This window comes from Pseudoalteromonas fuliginea, from assembly GCF_000690055.1.
Lineage (GTDB): Bacteria > Pseudomonadota > Gammaproteobacteria > Enterobacterales > Alteromonadaceae > Pseudoalteromonas > Pseudoalteromonas fuliginea.
Window position 1 is genome coordinate 1 of sequence record NZ_JJNZ01000302.1, and the last position, 342, is coordinate 342.

A 342-nucleotide genomic window follows, 5' to 3' on the forward strand; every position below is an offset into this window, starting at 1 on the left:
CATCTTGTGTACTATCTATACGTGCTTGCTTACGTGCAGCAGCTTCTTCAATACGTAGTTTTGGTATACCTTCTTCAATAGCTTTAGTCATACCACCAAGCTCTTCAACCTCTTCTATTAAAGCCCAAGCTTTATCAGCAATTTCTTTAGTAAGGCTTTCTACATAATAACTACCAGCCCAAGGATCAACAGTTTTAGTAATCTTAGTTTCTTCTTGTAAAAATATCTGAGTATTACGTGCTATACGCGCAGAGAAATCAGTAGGCAATGCAATTGCTTCATCTAGTGCATTAGTGTGTAGTGACTGTGTTCCTCCAAAAGCAGCTGCGGCAGCCTCTATAC

Annotated in this window: 1 protein-coding gene; it reads right to left on the reverse strand. The window is 39.5% G+C overall.

What is annotated here, in order from left to right:
• Positions 1-342, reverse strand: a 342-nt coding sequence (locus DC53_RS22910; RefSeq protein WP_033032879.1) for a methylmalonyl-CoA mutase family protein, incomplete at both ends; no start/stop codon positions are given.